This is a genomic window from Stenotrophomonas sp. SAU14A_NAIMI4_8 (genome assembly GCF_003086695.1).
Classification (GTDB): Bacteria; Pseudomonadota; Gammaproteobacteria; order Xanthomonadales; family Xanthomonadaceae; genus Stenotrophomonas.
The window spans coordinates 2,634,949-2,656,611 of sequence record NZ_CP025999.1 but is presented as its reverse complement, the minus strand read 5'-3'; the positions used below and the strand labels follow the sequence as shown (position 1 = coordinate 2,656,611).

Sequence of the window (21,663 nt, the reverse complement as noted above, 5' to 3'; positions counted from 1 at the left end):
GTCGGCGGGTTGAGCAGCGTGCTATTTGAACAGCATGTACAGCCAGCCGAGCAGCACCGGAACCACCACCGAAACGATTGATGCCGCCAGCCAGCACAGGTAACCGACCTGCGCCGGCAAGCCCTGCCGCTTCAACGCCCAGGCATGCAGTGGCAGCACCAGCAGGGCCTGTACGACCAGGGCAGCCAATGCAGCCATCCAGAGCAGGATGACCCCCAGGCAGCCGTCGCTGAAGCAGTAGGTGGCGGCCCACGATCCCCAGCCGGCCAGGCCGATCATCGGCACGAAAAGAAGGAGCGCAAGGGGGCGGGTGAACTGGCGGGCCTGCATGGCGTGCAACGTCCTGTGTCAGGCCAGCCACGATAGCGGCCCCGCTGCAGCAGCGCCATGCCGCAGTCACGTTCATTCGCGGTTAGAATCGGCCATCACCACCACCGCGTGCCCGGCAAGGATGTCCGCATGCTGCACCACCTCTCCCTGGGTGTCCGTGATCTGGATACCGCCGCGCGTTTCTACGATGCCGCCCTGGCAGCGCTCGGTTTCCGCCGCGTGTTTGAGGACGACGAGGCGATCGGCTACGGCCTGATCGACGATGAAGACATCCTGTGCCTGAAACAGCGTGACGATGCGCTGGCGCCCGGGCCGGGCTTCCATCTTGCGTTTGCCGCACCATCGCGCGAGGCCGTGGATGCATTCCATGCAGCGGCGCTGGCCACGGGCGGGCGTGACAACGGTGCCCCCGGGCTGCGCATCGATTACGGCGACCATTACTACGCCACCTTTGTTGTCGACCCGGATGGTCATCGTATCGAGGCTGTCTACAAGGGAGCAACGCCTTGACCGCACTGGGTTGGCTGGCGCAGACGCTGGCGCCCGATGTGGTCACGCCGATCCAAGTGGCGCGCGCGCCGTAGCGTGGCGCCAAGGTTGCAGGACGAAGCAGGGAGGATCATGCACGTACGCATCACCTGGAGGCGCATCTTGTGGTTGGTCGCGGCCTTTGTGGCGCTGGCGCTGCTGGTGGAGCGCGCGTGGCAGGCGCCACCGGTCCGCATCGGTCCAAGGCCCGTGGTGCTGGGCACTGCGCAGATGCAGGCCGAGGTGATGGCGCTGGCGATCCGGCAGGTCCAGCCGCCGCTTCCGCCGCTGCCCCCGCCGCCGCCGATGGTGAAAGCGCTGTCGAGGCAGGAGGTCGCTGCCTTGCCACTCCCGTCCTCGCCGCACACAGGTACAGCGGTTCCGGCGGCAAGGGCGGACATGACCACGCCCGCCGACACCGCGCCTGCGGTGAAGAATGTCGGGCGCTGGCGACCACCGCGACAGCCCACGCTGGATACCCCGGCGCCTTCGTGGGCCAGGGTGATGGAGTGGACGTTGCCTTTCTGCAGGCAGCGGCCCGCCATGACCGATTGCCAGAATGATGCTCCGCTGGCCCGTTTCCCCGATGACGAAGGTGAGGCGCTGTTCCGGCTGCGGCAGGAACTGGAGGCTGCACAGCGCGCCGCCAATGCGCGGCGTTCGCGTGTGCCCGAGCAGGCGCTGGCGGGTGCGCAGCGCATGACCCTTCAACAGTTGCAGAGGATGAAGGCGGAGGGCGGGCCGGGCTGCGACGGGAACGTGACCCAACGGCAGCTGCAGATCGTTTCGCTGTCACGCCCGGTGTTCAGTGTCGACGGGCAGTGGGCGATGATTTCGGTGGTCAGTGGCAGCTGCTTCAGCGGCCATGGTCAGCAGGAAAAGTTCCTGCTGCACCGAGAGGATGGCCGTTGGGTATTTGAGCGGGAGGACTGGGCGGCGGAGTACGCAGCCGCCGTGGGGCGTGCCCCGATACGGGGCGAACAGATCAACTGACAGGAAGGAGACGCGAAATGGATATCGCAATGCGCAGCAACAGCATCTGGTTTCGATGGGCGTTGGGGGTGGTTCTGGCGCTGCTGCTGCCGCTCACCGGCCTGGCACAGTCGTCGCCTCCCGCCGCGGTGCCGGCCACCGAAGCGGCGACCGCCAGCGAAGAGGCGAAATGCCGTGCCTGCCGATACGAACGCGTCGGGCGCGAGGTGGATATCGCCCTGGTGGTGTTGATCGCCGTGTCGCTGGTCAGCGTGCTGGTCGCGCTGTCGCGCGAATGGGGTACGACCTCGCAGCGCTGGACGTGCCGCAGCCTGGCGTTGTTCATGCTGGCCGTGGGGGCGGTGCTGCTGTGGCGCACGGGCAGCGTGTTGTATCTGGGCTACAACCCCTGGCAGGAAGACGCTGCAGCCGTTGATGCGGGCTGGGCTACTGCACTGCTCAGCACATCGCCGAAGTGGCTGATGGCGGTGCTGCTGATCGGCTCTGCACCGACGCTGTGGAAGCGCAGCGAGCGACTGCCGCGCTGGCGTATTTCCTGATCCGCATCGTCCGGGCTTGAATCACTTCTGCGCTGGCGGGCGCCGGGATGTTCCCGGCGCCAATCGCCGTGCTCAGTCGAAGCGCCAGCGCATCCCTGCATAGACGCCACGGCCTTCGCCCGGTGTCGAACGGGCCACGTCCTTGCCGGCGTCGTCATAGCCGGGCGTGACCGTTGCCGCGTAATGGCGGTCGCCGATGTTGCGCACTTCGGCCCAGGCCTGCCAGCGGCCACCCGGTGCGTCGTAACCGATGCGGCTGCCGAAGATCACGTGGCTGTCGGCCCAGTAGCTGTTGGCGTAATCCACGGCAATGCGCGAGGCATATTCGGTGTTCAGCGCCGCGTACAGGCCCGAGACGTGATCGAAACGCAGTTCGGCCTGGTAGCTGTGCTGCGGCAGGCCGGGCAGGCGGTTGCTGCCGAAGCGCGCATCGTGGCGATAGCGGAAATCGCTGAAGGTGTACGCCTGGCGCAGTGACAGGCGGCCCGGCACGCCCTGCCACAGGGTGCTGTCCAGGCCGGCTTCAATGCCACGGTGCACGGTAGGGCTGGCGTTGTTTTCGGCGATGAACAGGTTCGGCACCGGTTGCAGTTCCACCGTCAGCAGCTCGTGGTTCACGTGCGCGTAGTAGCCGGTCAGCTCCCAGCGGCCGAGCGCCGCGTCACCGCGCGCACCCAGTTCCAGCGTGGTGGCGGTCTGGTTCTGCATCGGCACCGGGCTGCGCTGGCGGCCGGTGGACGGCCCGTTGCCCGCAGCGAAGTATTGGTTCGAACCCCAGATCATCGACCACGGATGCGGCGCTTCCACCGAACGGCTCAGGTTGCCGAACCACTGCGTCTGCGCGCTGTGCTGCCAGGTGAAGCCCAGGCGCGGCGCATAGTCCCAGTCGTGCTCGCGCAGGCGGCCACCACTGCTGGGCCAGGTCACCTGCACGTCGCGCTGGGTGTTGATCAGGGCCAGGCCGGTCTGCACGCGCAGGCGCTCGTTCAAGGCCAGGCTGTTGCTGATGTGCAGGGTGCTGTCGGTGCCGTGGTGGCGGAAATCACGCGTGCGGGTACCGGCGGCGTAGCCATTGCTGGCAAAGCGCAGCGACTCGCGCACGTTCGCCTGCAGGTCGTGGGTTACGCGCAGGCCGACGGTGGTTTCGCTGTCCCGCCCGAACAGCAGATGGCGACGGTGGTAGTCCAGCGTGGCATTCAGATTGGCGTAATCCAGCTGCTGGCGGTACAGGCTCTCGTTCAAGTCCATCGGGTACTTGTGATAGACCAGCCCGGCCTGCAGCGAGGAATCCTCGTCGATCTGCAGCGTGGTCATGTTGCCGATCCAGGTGCTGCCCGGCTGCGGGCGGCGCGCGTCGATGGCCAGGTTGGCGGCGTTGGCCGCGCGTGGGTCGTTGCGGATCTGCGCGCGGGTCAGGCGTCCGGGCGTTTCGTGATTGGTCTCGCGGTAGCGCACGAAGAAGCGGGTCTGCAGGTCCGGGGTGATCTGCCAGCCGATGTTGGCCATCGCGCCCTTGCCATCGCCACGCGCGTGGTCCTGGTAGCCGTCAAACTCGGTATCGGTATAGGCGAGGAAGTAGTCGACATCGCCGCTGACGCCGCCCCAGCTGATGCCGCGCTTCTGGTAGCCACGGCTGCCGGCTTCGTAATGCAGCTGCACACCGGCCGAATCACGGCCGCTGCGGCTGACGTAGTCGATCGCGCCGCCGAGTGCCAGCGCACCGCGCTCGAAGCCGTTGGCGCCGCGCAGCACCTCCACCCGCGACAGCCACAGCGGTTCCAGCAGTTCGTAGGGCGTGCCGCCCGCGCCGGTCAACGGCAGGCCATCGAGGGAAACGGCGATGCCCGAGGCATGCGCGCCGGGTCCACGGTTGATGCCTGAGCCGCGGATCGACACCTTGGTGCCCTCGTTGCCCGGCGACTGCGCACTGATGCCCGGCTGGTAGGCCAGCACATCGGCGCTGCTGGACAACCGGCTGTCGGCCTTGGCCACATCGATGACATTGCTGGCGCCCGGCACGCGCTTCAGCGCCTCACGTGCCTGCGCGCTGGCATCGGCAGCGGTCACCTGCACGGCATCGAGGGTGGTGGCCTGCGGGGCGGCGTTGGCCGGGGCAGCAAGGCTGAAGGACACGGCCAGGAACAGCAGCGACGGGGTGGGGCGGTACGACGGAAGCGACATGCGGACAGGCTGTAAACCACGAAAGTGGCGCGCAAGTTAACAGGTCGCGCGCGCCACGTCACCCACCGGCAGCGTATGGGCCGCCCGCGCTCTTGTAGAGTCGAGCTGGCTCGACTGGCCTTTCCCGGGACGGCGAGAAGAGCAGTCGAGCAAGCTCGACTCTACAGGAGCATCCCGGTTGCGCCGGGCCATGCCCGGCGACTCTCGATCAGCGCAGAATCCCCGGCAGATCCAATCCCTTCTCCTTCGCGCATTCCACCGCGATCTCATATCCGGCATCGGCATGGCGCATCACGCCGGTGGCCGGGTCGTTCCACAGCACGCGGCCAATCCGCTTGGCGGCCGCTTCGGTGCCGTCGCAGACGATCACCATGCCGGCATGCTGCGAGAAGCCCATGCCCACGCCGCCGCCATGGTGCAGCGACACCCAGGTGGCGCCGCTGGCGGTGTTCAACAGGGCATTGAGCAGCGGCCAGTCGGACACTGCATCGGAGCCGTCGGCCATCGCTTCGGTTTCGCGGTTCGGCGAGGCCACGCTGCCGCTGTCCAGATGGTCGCGGCCGATCACTACCGGCGCCTTCAGTTCACCGTTGGCCACCATCTCGTTGAACGCCAGGCCCAGGCGATCACGGTCGCCCAGACCGACCCAGCAGATGCGTGCCGGCAGGCCCTGGAACTTGATCTTCTCGGCGGCCATGTCCAGCCAGCGGTGCAGGTGCGGGTTGTCCGGAATCAGTTCCTTCACCTTGGCATCGGTCTTGGCGATGTCTTCCGGATCGCCGCTCAGTGCGGCCCAGCGGAACGGGCCGATGCCGCGGCAGAACAGCGGGCGGATATAGGCCGGCACGAAGCCGGGGAAATCGAAGGCATCGTCCACGCCTTCTTCCAGCGCCATCTGCCGCAGGTTGTTGCCGTAATCCACGGTGGGCACGCCCAGCGCATGGAAGCCGAGCATGGCGCGGATGTGGTTGGCCATCGATTCGCGCGCGGCCTTTTCCACGACCTTCGGCGCGGAAACGCGCTTCTGGTCCCATTCCTCCACGGTCCAGCCCTGCGGCAGGTAGCCGTTCACCGGGTCGTGGGCCGAGGTCTGGTCGGTCAGCAGGTCCGGCTTCACGCCGCGGATCAGCAGTTCGTCCAGCACGTCGGCCACGTTGCCCAGCAGGCCCACCGACAGCGGCTTCTTGGCCGTGCACGATTCCTCGATCAGGCGCAGCGCCTCGTCCAGGTTGTCGGTCCAGGTGTCCAGGTAACCGGTGCGCAGGCGCATGTCGATGCTGCTCTTGCGGCATTCCACCGCCAGGCACGAGGCACCGGCCATCACCGCGGCCAGCGGCTGTGCGCCGCCCATGCCGCCCAGGCCACCGGTGAACAGCCACTTGCCGGCCAGGTTGCCGTTGTAGTGCTGGCGGCCCATTTCCACGAAGGTTTCGTAGGTGCCCTGCACGATGCCCTGCGCGCCGATGTAGATCCAGCTGCCGGCGGTCATCTGGCCGTACATGGCCAGGCCCTTCTTATCCAGCTCGTTGAAGTGGTCCCAGTTGGCCCAGCGCGGCACCAGGTTGGAATTGGCGATCAGCACGCGCGGCGCATCGGCATGGGTGCGGAACACGCCCACCGGCTTGCCTGACTGCACCAGCAGGGTCTGGTCATCGTCCAGCCGCTTCAGCGTTTCCACGATGGCATCGAAGCTTTCCCAGTCGCGCGCGGCGCGGCCGATGCCGCCGTACACCACCAGTTCCTGCGGGCGCTCGGCCACGTCCGGGTGCAGGTTGTTCATCAGCATGCGCAGCGGCGCCTCGGTCAGCCAGCTTTTGGCATTCAGCGTGGTACCGGTCGGCGCGGTGATGGTGCGGCTGGGGTCGTTGCGGGTCATGCGGCGCTCCGGTTGGTAGCGAATTCAAGGCAGGCGTTGAGCACCTGCGCCAGGGTGTGGCGCAGCGGTGCGGCGTGGTCGGGGTCCAGCGGGGTGGGCCAGCTGTGCTCGTCCACCTGGTCGGGCAGCGGCTCGTGCATGTACCCGCGGCAGGCCAGTTCCATCTGCAGCGAATGCACGCCGCCGGGGATGTCGCTGTAATGCCGGGTGATCCAGCCGCCCTTGAAGCGGCCGTTGCGCACCTGGCTCATGCTGCTGATCTTCAGCAGGTTTTCCACCACATCGCTGAGCGCGTTGTCGCAGGACGTATCCGGTGCGCCAGACGGACCGGCGGTGCCCAGGTTGAACTGCGGCAGTTCGCCATCGAACAGATGCGGAATGTGCGAACGGATCGAATGCGCGTCGTACACCACCACCGTACCGTGCTGCGCGCGCAGACGCGCGATCTGTGCGGCCAGTTCATCGTGGTAGGGCGCGAAATACGTGTCGCGGCGGCGCGCGATTTCCGCTTCGTCCGGCTCGCGACCTGCGTGGTACAGCGGCTGGTTGTCGAAGGTGGTCAGCGGGCACAGGCCGGTTGTGTTCTGGCCCGGGTAAAGCGAAACGCCACTCGGGTCGCGGTTGAGGTCGATCACCGAACGCGAGATCGCCGAACGCACGGTGGTCGCGCCCATGCCGCGCGCGAAGTCGTACAGCTCGTGCACCCACCAGTCGGCATCGCGCCGCGCCAGCCACGGCGAGTGGTAGTCGCCCATCAGCTCGTGCGGCAGTTCGCTGCCGGTATGCGGGAAGCTGACAATCAGCGGGGCATCGCCCTCGTGCACCGTCAGCCAGTCGGGGCGGGCATTCATGCCTGCGGCTCCACGGTGGGAAGCAGGTCACCCAGGCCCTGTGCCAGCGCACCGCTGCGCACCAGATCGGTGGCGGCCACCATGTCCGGGTGGAAGTAGCGGTCTTCTTCCAGCGTCGGCACCTGCGCGCGCAGGGTGGCGCGCACGGTTTCCAGTGCGGCGCTGGAGCGCAGGGGCGCGTGGAAATCGCAGCCCTGGGCCGCGGCCAGCAGCTCGATGCCGATCACGTTGGCCGCGTTCTCGGCCATCTGCATCAGGCGGCGCGCGCCATGTGCGGCCATCGATACATGGTCTTCCTGGTTGGCCGAGGTCGGGATCGAATCGACACTGGCCGGGTACGCGCGCTGCTTGTTTTCCGAAACCAGCGCCGCAGCGGTCACCTGCGGAATCATGAAGCCGGAATTCAAACCGGGGCGCGGGGTCAGGAACGCCGGCAGGCCGGACAGTGCCGGGTCCACCAGCATGGCCAGGCGGCGCTCGCTGATCGACCCGATCTCGCACACCGCCATCGCCAGCATGTCGGCGGCGAAGGCCACCGGCTCGGCGTGGAAGTTGCCACCGGACAACGCTTCGCCGGTATCGGTGAACACCAGCGGATTATCGGACACGCCGTTGGCTTCGATTTCCAGCGTGGTCGCCGCCTGGCGCAGGATGTCCAGTGCCGCGCCCATCACCTGCGGCTGGCAGCGCAGGCAGTACGGGTCCTGCACGCGTACGTCGTTGTCGCGGTGCGATTCGCGGATGTCCGAGCCCTGCATCAGCGAACGCAGGGTGGCGGCGGTGGCGATCTGCCCGCGTTGGCCACGGATGGCATGGATGCGCGGATCAAACGGCGTGTCCGAGCCCTTGGCCGCTTCCACGGAAAGTGCGCCGGTCACCAGCGCGGCCTGGAACACGGTCTCGATCTCGAACAGCCCGGCCAGCGCGTACGCGGTGGAGAACTGGGTGCCGTTGAGCAGGGCCAGGCCTTCCTTCGCGCCCAGTTCCACCGGCTGCAGGCCCGCGCGTGCCAGGGCTTCCACGGCCGGCAGGCGCTCTTCGCCAACGAAGGCCTCGCCCACGCCCAGCATCACGCTGGCCAGGTGCGAGAGCGGTGCCAGATCGCCGGACGCACCCACCGAACCCTGCGCGGGCACCACCGGCAGCACGCCCTTCACCAGCATCGCTTCCAGCAGCAACAGGGTTTCTTCGCGCACGCCTGAAGCACCCTGGGCCAGGCTGACCAGCTTCAGCGCCATCATCAGCCGCACCACGCTGGCCGGCATCGGTTCGCCCACGCCAGCGGCATGCGACAGCACGATGTTCCGCTGCAGGGTGGCCAGGTCTTCGCGCTCGATGCGCACGCTGGCCAGCTTGCCGAAGCCGGTGTTGATGCCATACACCGGCGCGCCCTTGGCGACGATGGCGGCCACGGCGGCGGCACTGGCGCGCACCACCGGCAGCGCGGCCGGGTCCAGTGCAAGCGGCGCGCCGCGGTAGACCTGCCGCCACTGGGCAAGGGTGACATGGCCGGGGCGAAGAACCAGGGTGTTGCTCATGTGTTGCTCCAGGAAGCAGGCAGGTCGGGCTGCCCGCGCACCACGCGCGCGTGCAGCGGGTTGAATCCCATGCGATAGACCAGGTCGGCCGGCGCGTCGATGTCCCAGATCGCCAGGTCGCAGTCCATGCCCACGGCCAGGCGGCCGATGCGTTCGCCGCGGCCCAGCGCGCGCGCCGCTTCACGGGTGAAGCCGGCAATGCATTCGTCCACGGTCAGGCGGAACAGGGTGGCGCCCATGTTCATGGCCAGCAGCGGGCTGGTCAGCGGCGAGGTGCCGGGGTTGCTGTCGGTGGCCAGGGCCAGCGGCACGCCGGCCGCACGCAGCGCGGCAATCGGGGGCAGGGTGGTATCGCGGGTGAAATAGAAGGCGCCGGGCAGCAGTACGGCCACGGTGCCGGCGGCGGCCATGGCGGCGATGCCGGCCGCATCCAGATGTTCGATATGGTCGGCCGACAGCGCACCGAAGCCGGCGGCCAGTTCGGCGCCATGCTGGTTGCTCATCTGTTCGGCGTGGATCTTCACCGCCAGGCCGCTGGCACGGGCCGCCTCGAACACCTGCCGCGCCTGTGCGGGCGAGAACGCGATGTTCTCGCAGAACACGTCCACCGCTTCGGCCAGGCCTTCGGCGGCGATGGCCGGAATCATCACGTTGCACACCTCGTCGGTGTACTCCTGCGCCTGTCGGCCCGGCGGCACCGCGTGCGCGCCCAGGAAGGTGGTGGCCACGTTCACCTGGCATTGCTCGCCCAGCGCGCGCGCGACCTGCAACTGCTTGCGTTCGTCGGCCAGGGTCAGGCCATAGCCGGATTTGATCTCGACCGTGGTCACGCCTTCGGCACGCATCGCCAGCAGGCGTGGGCGGCTTTCTGCGGCCAACTGCTCCGCACTGGCGGCACGGGTGGCGCGTACGGTGGAGACGATGCCGCCGCCGGCGCGGGCGATATCGGCATAGCTGACGCCCTGCAGGCGCTGCTCGAATTCGTTGGCGCGGTTGCCGGCGTAGACCAGGTGCGTGTGGCAGTCGACCAGCCCGGGCGAGATCCAGCGGCCCTCGCCATCGAAACGCGTGGTCGGGCGCAGGTGGGTATCGCTGCCGGCCGGGCCGACGTGCACGATGCGGCCGTCGGCGCAGGCCAGCACGCCGTCGCGGATGATTCCCAGGCCCTCGCCATCAAGGGTCATCAGGTGGACATTGGACCAGAGGGTGTCGACGTGCATGGCATCCACTACGCGGCTGTGCTTATATGTCTATACAATATAAGCGTCCCTTTCGGGTTGTCCAGCCATGTCTGATTCGCGTTCCCCTGCCGCTTTCCACGCCGCCCATGCCTTGCTGGCCGACGGCTGGGCCCGTGACGTGCGCCTGCAGGTGCAGCACGGTCGCATCACCGCGATCAGCACGGGGCAGGCTGCCGAAGCAGGGGATACCCGCGTCGGCATCGCGGTGCCGGGCCTGCCGAATCTGCACAGCCACGCCTTCCAGCGCGGCATGGCGGGGCTGACCGAGATCGGCGGCGGCGACGGCGACAGCTTCTGGAGCTGGCGCGAGCTGATGTACCGCTTCCTGGCGCACCTGCGTCCCGATGCCGTGCAGGCCATTGCCGCGCAGGCGTACATGGAAATGCTGGAAAGCGGCTTCACCCGGGTGGGCGAATTCCACTACCTGCACCACGACGCCGATGGCCAGCGGTACGCGAACCGCGCCGAGATGAGCGCGCGCATTGCCGCCGCTGCGGCGCAGACCGGCATCGGCCTGACTCTGCTGCCGGTGTTCTATGCGCACGCCGATTTCGGCGGCGCGCCGCCCAATCCCGCGCAGCGCCGCTTGATCCACGACGTGGAAGGTTTCGCGCAGCTGCTGGATGCGGCCAAGCCGGCCCTGGCCGCCCTGCCCGATGCGGTGCTGGGCATCGCGCCGCACAGCCTGCGGGCAGTGACCGGTGAAGAACTGAGCGCGCTGCTGCCGTTGACCGAAGGCCCCGTGCACATTCATATCGCCGAGCAGGTGCGCGAAGTCGACGCCTGCCTGGCCTGGAGCGGCCAGCGCCCGGTGCAGTGGCTGTACAACCATGCGCCGGTGGATGCGCGCTGGTGCCTGGTGCATGCCACCCACATCACCGACGACGAGCGCGCCGCGATCGTGGCCAGCCAGGCGGTGGCCGGCCTGTGCCCGATCACCGAGGCCAACCTGGGCGACGGCCTGTTCCCGATGCAGGCGTTCGCGCGCGAAGGCGGGCGCTTCGGCGTCGGCTCCGATTCGAACGTGCTGATCGACGCGGCCGAAGAGCTGCGCCTGCTGGAATATGGCCAGCGTCTGAGCCTGCGCGGCCGCAACGTGCTGGCCCCGGACGCCCGCCGCAGCAGTGGCCGCTTCCTGTTCGAAGGCGCCCTGCACGGCGGTGCGCAGGCGCTGGGCGTGGCCGCCGGCCTGCAGGTTGGCGCCAGTGCCGATCTGCTGGAACTGGACGCCGCGCACCCGGCGCTGCAGGCGCGACAGAATGACGCATGGCTTGACAGCTGGGTCTTCGCTGCACGTAATGGCGCGCTGCGTTCGGTCTGGCGCCATGGCCGCCAGGTCGTGGCCGACGGCCGCCATCTGCAGCGCGAGGCCATCACCACCGTCTTTGCCGCTGCCCTGCGTGGCGTGCTGGGCTGATCGCCTCCCTGTTTGTCGAGATCCTCATCGAGACCCCCACCCCCGTGAAGGCCCGCAAGTCCGCCACGCTCAACCAGCGTATCCGCAGCGATCTGGAAAGCCGCATCCTAAGTGGAGAGTGGGCGCCGGGTTTCCGCATTCCGTACGAACACGAGCTGATGGAACAGTACGGCTGTTCGCGGATGACGGTTAACAAGGTGCTGACCGCGCTGGCCGAGAGCGGCATGATCGAGCGTCGGCGCCGGGCCGGTTCGTTCGTGGCCCGGCAGCCGCCGCACCTGGAACAGGTGGCGCTGGAAATTCCCGATATCGCGATGGAAGTCGGCTCGCGTGGCCATCAGTACAGCTACCGCCTGCTGCAGCGCGAGCTGCGCGGGGCCAGCGCGGGTAATGCCGGCGAAGAAGAGCTGGCCGGTGCGGGCTCGCTGTTGGCGATGCGCTGCCTGCATCTGGCCGATGACCGGCCGCTGGCGCTGGAACATCGCCTGATCAGCCCGGTGGGCGTGCCCGAAGTGCTGGCGGTGGATTTCAGCACCACCGCGCCCGGCAGCTGGCTGCTGCAGAACGTGTCCTGGACCCGCGCCCAGCACCGCATCAGTGCCTGGGGCGCCGACGCCGCCGCGGCCAAGCTGCTGCAGGTGGCGCCGGGCACCGCCTGCCTGGTGATCGAGCGCCTGACCTGGCGCGGCGATCAGCCGATCACCCGGGTGCGGCAGGTGTTCCTGGGCGATGCCTGGGACCTGGTGGCGCGCTTCGCGCCGGGCGGGCGCTGAGGCGGCCAATCCACGCATGGCGTGGATCTACCGGGTGAGACCACGCAGGGGTGGTACACGTAATGCCGGGACCCCGCACGGGTGATCCACCCCATGGGTGACACCATGCCGGTAGATCCACGCCATGCGTGGATGGCGTTCCTTCAACGGGTAGATCTGTCGCCTTGAACTCTGTCGGGGCGTGTGGACGGTGTGTATCGTCCCCGGGATGAAGAGCGGGGACATAATCGCACATCGTTACCGTGCCCCATCCCAGGAAGGATCTGGGAATTGGCCTGGTCAAGGCAATCCGGAAGCTCGCTGGACTGAAGTAGAGGCTCCCATGCGATATCCAGTCTTGATCGAAGCCGGTGATGAACACACTGCTTGGGGCGTGGTGGTGCCGGATCTACCGGGCTGCTTCTCTGCCGCGGACACGCTCGATGACGCCCTGCGTTCGGCGGAAGAGGCTGCGCTTGCCTGGATTGACGCCGCACTGGATGCCGGGCACTCGATTCCAACACCGTCTGCACCACAGAAACTGGTCGCCGACGCGGCAGGTGGAACGCAATGGATTCTTGCCTATATCAGCATTGATCCAGCACTGCTGGATGACACCATCGAGCGGGTGAACATCAGCCTGCCGCGACGGATCCTGTCCAGGTTGGATGCGCAGGCCAAGGCGGCCGGGGAAACACGTTCAAGCTACATCGCCCATCTTGCCGCGTTGGCTTGACGGCGGCGGGCGGCGCAACCATCCACGCCATGCGTGGATGGCGCACCACTCAATACGTGGCGCACTGCCGCCAGCGCACCGGCTCGTCCACGCCCGGGCGGGCGTTGAGCTGCACGCGCACGGTGCGCAGGGCGGGGTAGCGCAGCACTTCCTGGCAGACGCGCGGCCAGACCTGCTCCAGTTCGCCGGTGCGGTTGATGGCCAGGGTCTGCCGGGTCAGCCAGACGCCGCTGGCAATGCCGCTCTGGCCGGCCAGGGCGCGGGCCAGTTCGGCCTGGTAGCGCTCCAGCGTGGCCGCATCGGGATTGGGGTTGCTGCGGCTGTCGTCGCCGGCCTTGGCGGCCGGCACCACGGGCGCGCTGGCCGGGGCCGCATCCGCCGCAGGTGACGGCGCTGCCACGGGGGCGGCTGGTGCAACCGCTGCGCTGGAAGCGGCCACGGGCGTAGGCTCTGGGGCGGCAACCGGTGCATCGGCGTGCAGCCCCTGCAGGCTGACCCCGACCAGCAGGCCCACGGTCACCGCGCCCAGTGCGGAAATGGCGATGCGGCGCACGGCCTCGTGGCGGGCGCTGGCACGCACGCGGCTTTCGATATCGCCTGGCAGGTAAGGCTGCAGCAGCGGCCACAGGCGCGGGCCGTCCAGCACTTCCACCGCCTGCTTCTCGGCGGCAGCCAGGCCATCACGCTCCACCCGCCCTTCGGTGATCAACAGGCCACCCTTGGCGCCGCCCAGGCGCGTGGCCGCGCCCAGCTCGTTCACCGCTGCCGTACCAATGCGGTAGGCCAGGCCGTGCTTGCACCAGACCATCCAGGTGTTGGGGCCGTCGGTCAGCACGAAATCGCTGCGCGGCTCGCGCGCATCCTCGTCCGCGTCATGCGCCTCGCGCAGCCCGCGCTGCTCGCTCAGCATGCGCTTGATCAGCGTGGAAAACTCACGCCAATGCATACCGGCCAGGGCCTGCAGGCCCAGTCGCATTTCCGTTTGCCGCCGCTTCACCCACCACAGGTAGACAACAGCCAGGGTACAGATGAGCAGGGCCGACAGCAGGGCCAGAATCCAAGGGAGCATGCAGGTGCGAACGGAAGGAAAAATTCAGAAGCCGACAGTGTAAAGGCCACACTGGGCGATTGCGTCAGGGTGTTCCCGACAAGAAGCGTGATGCAGCGCGCAGATCAGCGCTGTGCAGACACGAAAAAACCCGCCAATCCTGAAGCCGTGAGGGGAGGGAACAAACGGCAGGCGAAGCGATTGGCGGGTTCTCGCGATTGTCAGATAAATTTTATTGCATTGCAACAATTGGCCGGTCAGGCGGCGCCCGGCCCCTGGTGGCTGCCGGGGGCGGGGGCATCAGTGCCCGATGCGGCACGGTTTTCCAGCTTGGCCAGGCGCGCATGCAGCGCATCCAAGCGAGCTTCCAGTGCAGTCACATCCTGCGCGGTGGGCACATGCATGCGTTTCAGCACGCCCTGCACCTGTTCGTCGAAGGCCTTCTCCACCTTCGTCCAGGTGCCCGACGCCTTTTCGCGGGCCTCATCCAGTGACTGTTCCACATTGTCGCGCCAGCCCGGGCCCTGTTCGCCGCTGCGTTCGCGGCGGCGCGCTTCCCAGGCTTCGCCTTCCTTCACCAGGCCATCGAAGAAGCGGTTGCCTTCGGCCTGTGCCCGGCCCAGTGCGCCCAGCCCGGCCAGCCAGACCTGTTGTGCCGAATCGCTCAACTTGCGCGAAAAGCGCCCCGCCTGCTCGCCGAAGCTGGCGTCATCATCGCGGCGGTCGTCGTTGTCGTAAGTGTTCATCGCACTCCCGGGGAGGTTGGGCCTGCCCCGAGAGTAGCGCGGCGTTGCGTTGCTGGGCCGTGATGGCCCGGCGCCGGGGTTCAGCCCAGCTTTTCCTTCAGCACACGCTGGATCTCGCTTTCCACCATGCCCTTCATGGCCGACAGCAGGAAACCGAGCTTGGCGGTCACGCGCACCGCGCCCGGCTGCAGTTCGATGGCACCGTCCACGCCGCTGCCGCTGAAGTTCAGTACGTCGGCGGCCCAGCTCGACTTCAGGCCGAAGCGCTCAGACAGCTTGGCGGCCACCTGTTCGATGGCCTCGCGCGCCTGCGCGTCGGGCAGGGAGTGGGCGTGGCGGACGTCGATGCTGGACATGCAGGCTCCTGGCGCAGGGCCGGGTTGTAGTAAGAGGGCGGTCATTGTGCGCATCGGCGGGCGCGGCGCCAAGCACTCACGCGGGGTTCTTCTGCGTTGGCGGTCAACCTGCTAGTCTGCGCCGCGTGCAGAACCTGCTTGTTCACTTCAGTCAACACCAACAGCCCGACCAGCCGCTGCGGCCCGGGGTGCAGCGCATCGTGCGCCAGGCCAATGGCAGCGTGCGGCTGGGCGATGCCGGCAACGGCGCCCTGCTGCTGGCCCAGTTCTGCCTGGATGATCGCGGTCTGTGGCTGCAGGTCGGCAACGGTATCCGTGGCATCCACGTGAATGGTCGCCCGGTGCGCCGCATGGCCCTGCTGCGTGCGGGTGATGCGGTGTACGTGGACGGCGTGGAAATGGTCCTGCAGGGCGAGGTGGAAACCCTGCTGCAGGCACCGGCGCCGACGGCGCAGGCTGATCCGGGCATCGACGAACAGCGCGTGTTGCGCGGCGTGGGCGGCCTGCACCATGGCCGCGGTTTCACCCTGGCACGGCCGCGGGTGATCGGTCGCGGTGACGATGCCGACATCGCTATTGATGAGCCGGCCTTCGCCGACCAGCACGCTCGGGTCGAACTGCATGGCGAGCGGGTACTGCTGCGTGACCTGGGCAGTGCCGAAGGCAGCCGGGTGAACGGCGTGGCCGTGCGCCACTGCTGGCTGCAGGCCGGTGACCAGCTGGTGTTCGACGGCCAGCATCGCTTCGTGCTGGAAGTGCCGCACGACCCGCGCCGGCGCCCGGCGCCCAGCCCGGACGACGAGGCGGCAGACAGCGAGCAGGCGCCGGTGGCCCCGGCGGCGCCGCGTCACGTGCGCCGCTGGCCGTGGCTGCTGGTCAGCGCCCTCCTGCTGGCTGGCGTGCTCAGCCTGCTGCTCTGGTTCGGCGCGCGCTGAACCCGCTCCGCCGGGCATGGCCCGGCGCTACCGCCCGACCCACCCCGCTTCGGTAGGTGCCAACCTTGGTTGGCACGATGTCCCGGCCGCATGACCCCTGACGGCGTACGCCGACCAAGGTCGGCGGCTACCAAAGCAGGGCACGCCCCCGCTTCGGTAGGTGCCAACCTTGGTTGGCACATTGCCCCGCCGGCAATTGGATACGAATGCAACCAAATTTCCCTTGCGCGACAAGGCCGCAACGCTGGTGCGCTGCGGCATACTACGGGTCTTGCCCCACAGGTGTGACATGACGCGCGCGTTCAACTTCAGTGCCGGCCCTGCAACCTTGCCGGAATCGGTCCTGCGCCAGGCGCAGGCGGAAATGCTGGACTGGCACGGTGCCGGCGCCTCGATCGTGGAAATGAGCCATCGCGGCCCGGAATTCATGTCCGTGGCTGCCGAGGCCGAGGCCGACCTGCGCCGCCTGCTCGATATCCCCGACGACTACGCGGTGCTGTTCCTGCCCGGGGGTGCCACCACCCAGCAGGCGCTCATCCCGCTCAACTTCGCCCAGCCCGGCCAGCGCGCCGACTATGTCGTAAGCGGCCATTGGGGAAAGACAGCGGTCAAACAGGCCGGCCCCTATGTGGATGTGAACATCGCCGCCAGCAGCGAAGCCAACGGCTATCGCGAACTGCCCGCGCGCGAGGGCTGGCAGCTCTCGGCCGATGCCGCCTACGTGCACATCACCGCCAATGAGACCATCCACGGCGTCGAATTCCGTGATGTGCCCGATACCGGTACTGTGCCGCTGGTGGCCGATTTCAGCTCGTCCATCGCCAGCGAACCGCTGGATGTGCGCCGCTACGGCATCATCTATGCCGGTGCGCAGAAGAATCTGGGCCCGGTCGGCATTGCGGTGATGATCATCCGCCGCGACCTGCTGGAGCGCGCCGGCCAGCCGCGTGCAGACATCTTCGATTACCGCTCGCACGTCGCGCGCGATTCCATGCTCAACACCCCGCCCACCTGGAACTGGTACCTGGCCGGCCTGGTGTTCAAGTGGATGCTGGCCGAAGGTGGCGTGGTCGAATTCGCCAAGCGCAATGCCGCCAAGGCCGCGCTGGTGTACGGCGCCATCGATGCTTCCGGCGGCTTCTATCGCAATGAAGTGGCGCCCTCGGCGCGCTCGCGGATGAACATCCCGTTCTTCCTGCCCAGCACCGACCTGGACGCGCGCTTCGTGGCCGAGGCCAAGACCGCTGGCCTGCTGGCGCTGAAGGGCCACAAGGTGGTGGGCGGCATCCGCGCTTCGCTGTACAACGCCATGCCGCTGGCCGGGGCCGAGGCGCTGGTCGCCTTCATGGCCGATTTCCAGCAGCGTCACGGTTGAGCACTGAACGGCGCGCACCGTCCGGTGCGTGCCCTGCAACAAGGAATTCCAATGGCAAGCAAACCCGCCAAGAAGGCGCCCGCCAAGGCTGAAACGGCCAAGGGCAGCGCGGCCCCCAAGGGCAAGAAGACCGCCACCGCGGCCCCCACGCTGGCACCGCTGGCGCTGGCCGACGTGCGCGCCAAGATCGACCAGATCGACCGTGACATCCAGGGCCTGATCGCCGAACGCGCTCAGTTCGCGCACCAGGTGGGCAAGGCCAAGGGCAAGCTGGCCGCCGCCGTCGATTACTACCGCCCCGAGCGCGAAGCCCAGGTGCTGCGCATGGTGGTGGACCGCAACGAAGGCCCGCTCAGCGACGAACTGCTGGTGCACGTGTTCCGCGAAATCATGTCGGCCTGTCTGGCCCAGCAGGAACCGCTGAAGATCGGTTACCTCGGCCCGGAAGGCACCTTCAGCCAGCAGGCTGTGCTCAAGCACTTCGGCCGCTCGGCACTGGGCCTGCCGATGGCCAGCATCGAAGAAGTGTTCCAGGAAGTGGAAGCGGGCAACGCCGATTTCGGCGTGGTGCCGGTGGAAAATTCGGGGCAGGGCACCATCCAGATCACTCTGGACATGTTCCTGACCTCCAACCTGAAGATCTGCGGCGAAGTGGAACTGCGTGTGCATCAGTACCTGATGTCACGCAGCGGGCGCATCGAAGATATCGAGCGCATCTACGGCCACCCGCAGTCCTTCATGCAGACCTCGGCCTGGATGCGTGCCAACCTGCCGAAGGCTGAGAAGATCCCCGTGTCCAGCAACGCCGAAGGCGCGCGCCGTGCGCGTAACGCCGACGATGCCGCGGCCATCGGTGGTGAAAGCGCCGGCCACGTGTACGGCCTGAAGAAGGTCGTGACCAAGCCGATCCAGAACGATGCCGACAACACCACCCGTTTCCTGGTGGTGGGCCGCAACATCTTCCCGACCTCCGGCCACGACCGCACCTCGGTGCTGGTGTTCATCCATGACAAGCCCGGCGCGCTGTTCGATGTGCTCAGCCCGTTCGCCCGCCACGGCATCAGCATGAACCGCATCGAATCGCGCCCGTCGCACCACGGCAAGTGGGAATACGGCTTCTTCATCGATCTGGCCGGCCATATCGACGATGCCCCCATGCAGGCCGCGCTGGCCGAACTGGAAGCGCACTCGGCGCAGATCAAGGTGCTGGGTTCCTACCCGGTGGCCGTGCCCTGATTGCTGTGGCGGCCATGTGCCGCGCCCCTTGAAGCACCGCCGGCCCGCCGGCGTTTACGGAACGATCGAACGATGAGCAACGCGCAACACTGGATTGCCCGCAAGGGCCAGCCCCTGCAGGGCAGCCTGACCATTCCCGGCGACAAGTCGGTGTCGCACCGCTCGGTGATGTTCGCCGCGCTGGCCGATGGCACCTCGCAGATCGACGGCTTCCTGGAAGGCGAAGACACCCGCGCCACCGCGCGCATCTTCAGCCAGCTGGGCGTGCGCATCGAAACCCCCAGCGCCTCGCAGCGCATCGTGCATGGCGTTGGCATCGACGGTCTGCAGGCGCCCAGCGCGCCGCTGGACTGTGGCAACGCCGGCACCGGCATGCGCCTGCTGGCCGGTCTGCTGGCCGGCCAGGCGTTCGGCTGCACGCTGGTGGGTGATGAATCGCTGTCGGGCCGACCGATGCGCCGGGTGACCGGTCCGCTGTCGCAGATGGGCGCGAAGATCGACACGCAGGACGATGGCACCCCGCCGCTGCACGTGCACGGTGGCCAGGCGCTGCACGGCATCGACTTCGCCTCGCCGGTGGCCAGCGCGCAGGTCAAATCGGCGGTCCTGCTGGCTGGCCTGTATGCGCAGGGCGAAACCAGCGTGGTCGAACCGCACCCGACCCGCGATTACACCGAGCGCATGCTGTCAGCGTTCGGCGTGGACATTGAATTCTCGCCGGGCAAGGCCCGCCTGCGCGGCGGCCAGCGCCTGCGCGCCACCGATATCGTGGTGCCGGCTGATTTCTCCTCGGCCGCATTCTTCCTGGTCGCTGCCAGCATCATTCCCGGCTCGCACATCCGTTTGAAGCAGGTGGGCCTGAACCCGCGCCGCACCGGTCTGCTGCACGCACTGCGCCTGATGGGCGCGGATATCACCGAAGAAAACCCGGCCGAGCAGGGCGGGGAAGCGGTGGCCGACCTGGTCGTGCGCCATGCCCCGCTGAAGGCCGCGCGCATTCCCGAGGAACTGGTGCCGGACATGATCGATGAGTTCCCGGCGCTGTTCGTTGCCGCCGCGGCCGCCGAAGGCCAGACCGTGGTGACCGGCGCGGCCGAACTGCGGGTGAAGGAATCGGACCGTCTTGCCGCCATGGCCACCGGCCTGCGCGCGCTGGGTATGCAGGTGGACGAAACCGAAGACGGCGCCACCCTGCATGGTGGTGTGACCCTGGGCAGCGGCACCATCGAAAGCCACGGCGACCATCGCATTGCCATGGCGTTTGCCATTGCCGGGCAGATCAGCAGCGGCGAGGTGCGCATCAACGACATCGCCAACGTCGCCACTTCGTTCCCGGATTTCGACGGCCTGGCCCGCAGCGCAGGCTTCAACCTGGCCTGACCTCGGCGCGATACCGCTGCGCTCGCCGGGCCATGCCCGGTGTAGCGCATCAGCACCCGCACCCAGGTAGCGCCGGGCCATGCCCGGCGGAATCCATCAGCGCCCGCGTCCGGTAGCGCCGGGCCATGCCCGGCGAACAGGCAATCCCGGGCAAAAAAAGGCGGAGGCCGAAGCCTCCGCCACATCACGAACCCCTCGTCCGCGATCAACGCTGTTCGGTACGGAAATCCACCGGCACGCGCACCACACTGGCCACGGCGCGCCCCTCATGCATCGCCGGCTGGAACTTCCAGCCCTGCACGGTATTGATGACGGCGCGATCCAGGTCGCGGCTGCGTTCGCCGCTGCGCGACACGATGCTGGCCTGGGTGACGTTGCCGCGGGTATCCACGTTAAGGCTGGCCACCACGCTGCCCTGCACGCCGCTACGCAGCGCCGCAGCGGGATAGGTCGGCTTGGCATTGCTGGCCAGCGGGCGCGCCTCACGGTTGCTCACGGCCGGAGCGCTGCGTCGGGTGGCGTTGGCCGGTGCCGCGGTGCGGGCCGCCGGCGCTGTGGTTGCGACCGGGGTCTCGGTGGCCGGCAGCATGCGCTCGCCCACCGGGGCCGGCGCCACATCTTCCTGGTTGGCAAAGCGCAGCCAGACGAAGGCCGCCGCGAACATTGCCACGATCAGCGCCATCCACAGCCACGGCGAGGTCGGCCGGTGCGGCACGTCCTGCTGCAGCTGGGGCGAATGAAGGTTTTCGTGGGTAGTAGCCGTCATTGCTTGCTCCTCGCGTCTGTAACGACGCCCCGAGTCTGGACCGGGCAGCAGTGGCAATGTGTCAGCGTTGCGTCAACGCAACCGGCAGGGTTCAGGTTGCCTGCCGGGCACCGTTCAGTTACTGCGGCTTGAAGTCGAACGGCACTTCAATGCTGCCCGGCACGGCCTGGCCATTGCTCTGCGCGGGGGTGAAACGCCAGCGGCGCACGGCGTCGGTGGCCGCACGGTCCAGGTCACGCGAACCGCTGCGCTGGATCACCGTTACGTTGTTCGGGTAGCCGGTGGCATCTACGTCCACGCGTACCACCACGCTGCCGGCCTCGCCACGGCGCAGGGCGGCGGGCGGGTAGCTGGGCGCGGGCGACTGCTCGGCAATCGGCATCGGTTGCGAGGTGGCTGCAGCCGGCGCGGCCGTGCCCGGCGCAGGGGCGGCCGGGTCCACTGCGGCCGGCGGCGGCGGGGCGGTTTCCACCAGCTTCGGCGCCTCGTCCTCGGGCAGCGGCGCCGGCTTGGCATCGGGCATTTCGCTGGAGCCCGCCGCGGCCGGCAACGGCTCGGGCAGCGGCTCGATCTGCGCCGTTTCCTGCGGGGTGGCCGTGGCCGGGTCGGCGCGGAAGAATTCCTTGTCGCGGCCGGTCAGCCAGACCACCACGAACAGCGCGATGCCCACGCCGAAGGCGATGCCGGCGATCTTCAGGGCGTTGCGCGGAATGTGCACAGTGAACGACTTGGCAGAGGACGAGCGGGGTGCAGACATGGACCAGACCAGCGTGAAGTACCCCGATTCTGCCACGCCCGGAATGAACCGGGCGGCAGAAATCCGTATAACAGGCGATAAT

The 21,663-nt window shown here is 67.9% G+C and carries 22 protein-coding genes; 11 read left to right on the top strand and 11 right to left on the bottom strand.

The features are described from left to right. Positions 1 to 21: 21 nt before the first annotated feature. Positions 22 to 330, bottom strand: a complete 309-nt coding sequence (locus C1930_RS12275) for a hypothetical protein (RefSeq protein ID WP_108756559.1) — start codon at positions 328 to 330, stop codon at positions 22 to 24. Between the two features lie 129 nt (positions 331 to 459). Between C1930_RS12275 and C1930_RS12270 the strand changes: the two genes are divergently transcribed. The 3 genes from C1930_RS12270 (at position 460) to C1930_RS12260 (ending at position 2,390) form a co-directional block, all read left to right on the top strand. Next, positions 460 to 840, top strand: coding sequence for a VOC family protein (locus C1930_RS12270; RefSeq protein WP_108771862.1), 381 nt, complete (start codon positions 460 to 462; stop codon positions 838 to 840). 111 nt (positions 841 to 951) lie between these two features. After that, entirely contained in the window at positions 952 to 1,851 is a 900-nt protein-coding gene (locus C1930_RS12265) for a hypothetical protein (protein WP_108771861.1), read from the top strand. 17 nt (positions 1,852 to 1,868) lie between these two features. After that, positions 1,869 to 2,390, top strand: coding sequence for a hypothetical protein (locus C1930_RS12260; protein ID WP_108771860.1), 522 nt, complete (start codon positions 1,869 to 1,871; stop codon positions 2,388 to 2,390). A gap of 72 nt (positions 2,391 to 2,462) precedes the next feature. Here C1930_RS12260 and C1930_RS12255 read toward each other — a convergent pair whose 3' ends face one another. The 5 genes from C1930_RS12255 to hutI form a co-directional block, all read right to left on the bottom strand. Next, a complete protein-coding gene (locus C1930_RS12255; RefSeq protein ID WP_108771859.1) occupies positions 2,463 to 4,571 on the bottom strand; it encodes a TonB-dependent receptor in 2,109 nt (702 codons plus the stop codon). A gap of 208 nt (positions 4,572 to 4,779) precedes the next feature. Then, positions 4,780 to 6,447 (bottom strand): urocanate hydratase, encoded by a 1,668-nt coding sequence (gene hutU / locus C1930_RS12250; protein WP_108771858.1) that lies wholly within the window; start codon positions 6,445 to 6,447, stop codon positions 4,780 to 4,782. Then, a complete protein-coding gene (gene hutG, locus C1930_RS12245) occupies positions 6,444 to 7,298 on the bottom strand; it encodes an N-formylglutamate deformylase (protein WP_108771857.1) in 855 nt (284 codons plus the stop codon). The genes hutU and hutG overlap by 4 nt, the downstream gene beginning before the upstream one ends. Then, on the bottom strand, positions 7,295 to 8,836 hold the full coding sequence (hutH, locus tag C1930_RS12240) for a histidine ammonia-lyase (RefSeq protein ID WP_108771856.1): 1,542 nt from the start codon (positions 8,834 to 8,836) through the stop codon (positions 7,295 to 7,297). Before hutH ends, hutG begins: the two co-directional genes overlap by 4 nt. Continuing rightward, positions 8,833 to 10,056 (bottom strand): imidazolonepropionase, encoded by a 1,224-nt coding sequence (gene hutI, locus C1930_RS12235; protein WP_108772593.1) that lies wholly within the window; start codon positions 10,054 to 10,056, stop codon positions 8,833 to 8,835. The genes hutH and hutI overlap by 4 nt, the downstream gene beginning before the upstream one ends. 67 nt (positions 10,057 to 10,123) lie before the next feature. Between hutI and C1930_RS12230 the strand changes: the two genes are divergently transcribed. The 4 genes from C1930_RS12230 to C1930_RS12215 all read left to right on the top strand — a co-directional run bounded on the left by C1930_RS12230 (position 10,124) and on the right by C1930_RS12215 (position 12,982). Continuing rightward, positions 10,124 to 11,494 (top strand): formimidoylglutamate deiminase, encoded by a 1,371-nt coding sequence (locus C1930_RS12230; RefSeq protein WP_108771855.1) that lies wholly within the window; start codon positions 10,124 to 10,126, stop codon positions 11,492 to 11,494. 44 nt (positions 11,495 to 11,538) lie between these two features. Beyond that, on the top strand, positions 11,539 to 12,267 hold the full coding sequence (gene hutC, locus C1930_RS12225; protein ID WP_108756550.1) for a histidine utilization repressor: 729 nt from the start codon (positions 11,539 to 11,541) through the stop codon (positions 12,265 to 12,267). A 242-nt stretch (positions 12,268 to 12,509) separates the two neighbouring features. Continuing rightward, entirely contained in the window at positions 12,510 to 12,581 is a 72-nt protein-coding gene (locus C1930_RS20650; RefSeq protein WP_325051543.1) for a hypothetical protein, read from the top strand. Between the two features lie 8 nt (positions 12,582 to 12,589). Next, positions 12,590 to 12,982 carry a type II toxin-antitoxin system HicB family antitoxin gene (locus C1930_RS12215; RefSeq protein ID WP_108756549.1) on the top strand — a complete coding sequence of 131 codons (393 nt, stop codon included), beginning with the start codon at positions 12,590 to 12,592 and terminating at the stop codon, positions 12,980 to 12,982. Positions 12,983 to 13,031: 49 nt separating this feature from the next. Here the strand turns inward: C1930_RS12215 and C1930_RS12210 are convergent, their stop codons facing one another. The 3 genes from C1930_RS12210 to C1930_RS12200 all read right to left on the bottom strand — a co-directional run bounded on the left by C1930_RS12210 (position 13,032) and on the right by C1930_RS12200 (position 15,132). Then, complete coding sequence (locus C1930_RS12210) at positions 13,032 to 14,051, bottom strand: restriction endonuclease (protein WP_108771854.1); 1,020 nt, start codon at positions 14,049 to 14,051, stop codon at positions 13,032 to 13,034. Positions 14,052 to 14,287: 236 nt separating this feature from the next. Beyond that, positions 14,288 to 14,776: a phasin family protein gene (locus tag C1930_RS12205; protein ID WP_108771853.1), complete on the bottom strand. Its 489-nt coding sequence runs from the start codon at positions 14,774 to 14,776 to the stop codon at positions 14,288 to 14,290. A gap of 80 nt (positions 14,777 to 14,856) precedes the next feature. Then, positions 14,857 to 15,132: a polyhydroxyalkanoic acid system family protein gene (locus tag C1930_RS12200; RefSeq protein ID WP_108749971.1), complete on the bottom strand. Its 276-nt coding sequence runs from the start codon at positions 15,130 to 15,132 to the stop codon at positions 14,857 to 14,859. 125 nt (positions 15,133 to 15,257) lie between these two features. On the opposite strand from C1930_RS12200, the gene C1930_RS12195 reads away from it, so the two are divergent. From C1930_RS12195 to aroA, 4 genes are all read left to right on the top strand, one after another. Next, positions 15,258 to 16,067, top strand: coding sequence for an FHA domain-containing protein (locus C1930_RS12195; RefSeq protein ID WP_108756547.1), 810 nt, complete (start codon positions 15,258 to 15,260; stop codon positions 16,065 to 16,067). 289 nt (positions 16,068 to 16,356) lie between these two features. Further along, a complete protein-coding gene (gene serC, locus C1930_RS12190) occupies positions 16,357 to 17,442 on the top strand; it encodes a 3-phosphoserine/phosphohydroxythreonine transaminase (protein WP_108771852.1) in 1,086 nt (361 codons plus the stop codon). A gap of 51 nt (positions 17,443 to 17,493) precedes the next feature. After that, on the top strand, positions 17,494 to 18,678 hold the full coding sequence (pheA, locus tag C1930_RS12185; RefSeq protein WP_108756545.1) for a prephenate dehydratase: 1,185 nt from the start codon (positions 17,494 to 17,496) through the stop codon (positions 18,676 to 18,678). Between the two features lie 72 nt (positions 18,679 to 18,750). Next, positions 18,751 to 20,058, top strand: coding sequence for a 3-phosphoshikimate 1-carboxyvinyltransferase (gene aroA, locus C1930_RS12180; protein WP_108771851.1), 1,308 nt, complete (start codon positions 18,751 to 18,753; stop codon positions 20,056 to 20,058). A gap of 205 nt (positions 20,059 to 20,263) precedes the next feature. On the opposite strand, the gene C1930_RS12175 is transcribed toward aroA, so the two are convergent. Together C1930_RS12175 and C1930_RS12170 are read right to left on the bottom strand one after the other, a co-directional pair. Then, complete coding sequence (locus C1930_RS12175; RefSeq protein ID WP_108771850.1) at positions 20,264 to 20,824, bottom strand: energy transducer TonB; 561 nt, start codon at positions 20,822 to 20,824, stop codon at positions 20,264 to 20,266. A 118-nt stretch (positions 20,825 to 20,942) separates the two neighbouring features. Continuing rightward, complete coding sequence (locus tag C1930_RS12170) at positions 20,943 to 21,581, bottom strand: energy transducer TonB (RefSeq protein WP_108772592.1); 639 nt, start codon at positions 21,579 to 21,581, stop codon at positions 20,943 to 20,945. Between the last annotated feature and the right edge of the window lie 82 nt (positions 21,582 to 21,663).